The sequence below is a fragment of the Vibrio sp. 2134-1 genome (assembly GCF_033339495.1).
Genome location: NZ_JAWOUS010000363.1, coordinates 1 through 744, shown reverse-complemented (window position 1 = coordinate 744; position 744 = coordinate 1). Strand labels below are relative to the sequence as shown.

Genomic DNA, 744 nt, shown 5'->3' with positions numbered 1-744 from the left:
TCTGCGCGAACTGGGTAATTACCCAAACCAGAATGCTCTGGTGGCTGTTGCTCGAGGTTTACAAGATAAAGACGCGGCAATTCGCGAAGCTGCGATCGTCGGCGCACAACCTTACGCGATCGAAAACCGCTGGCGCATGGTGGAACCACTACTTAAAGATGAATCCTCTTCCGTGCGTATTGCTGCAGCGCTGAACTTAGTGCGTGATTATTCTGTGTTGACAGAAGCGCAAAGACCAGCGATAGAAAAGCCTGTGGACGAGCTTTTAGCGAGTTTAAAGAGCGGAACAGATAACAACACCCAATTGCTGTTAGCCGATGTGTATCGCTGGCATGAAAACTGGAAACAAGCGGACGATATCTATCAAGCATTGTTATCCAAAAGGCCGGAAAACCCAGATGTTTGGCTGAACTTAGCCGACAATTACCGCGCGCAGCAACGTGAGCAAGAAGCGATTGATACACTAGATAAAGCGATTGAACGCTTTCCAGACAATGCCGCCCTGCATTATTCGAAATCTTTGACGCTCGTTCGTTTAAACGACAAAGAGCAAGCCGCAAATGAAATCGAAAAAGCGGCTAACATGGCGAAAAACAATAGTTATTTTTGGTATTTGAATGGTGTGCTACAAGAAGAGTTCAGTGTCGATAAGGCTGTGAAATCTTTTGAACAGGCTTACTTGATTTCAGGCGCGCCAGAGCAGCTGTACGCGGTTTGTGATATCTATATTCGTTACGATAATCC

The 744-nt window shown here is 46.4% G+C and carries 1 protein-coding gene; it reads left to right on the top strand.

What is annotated here, in order from left to right:
• Window positions 1-744, top strand: a 744-nt coding sequence (locus R7R78_RS26010; RefSeq protein WP_225474598.1) for a tetratricopeptide repeat protein, incomplete at both ends; no start/stop codon positions are given.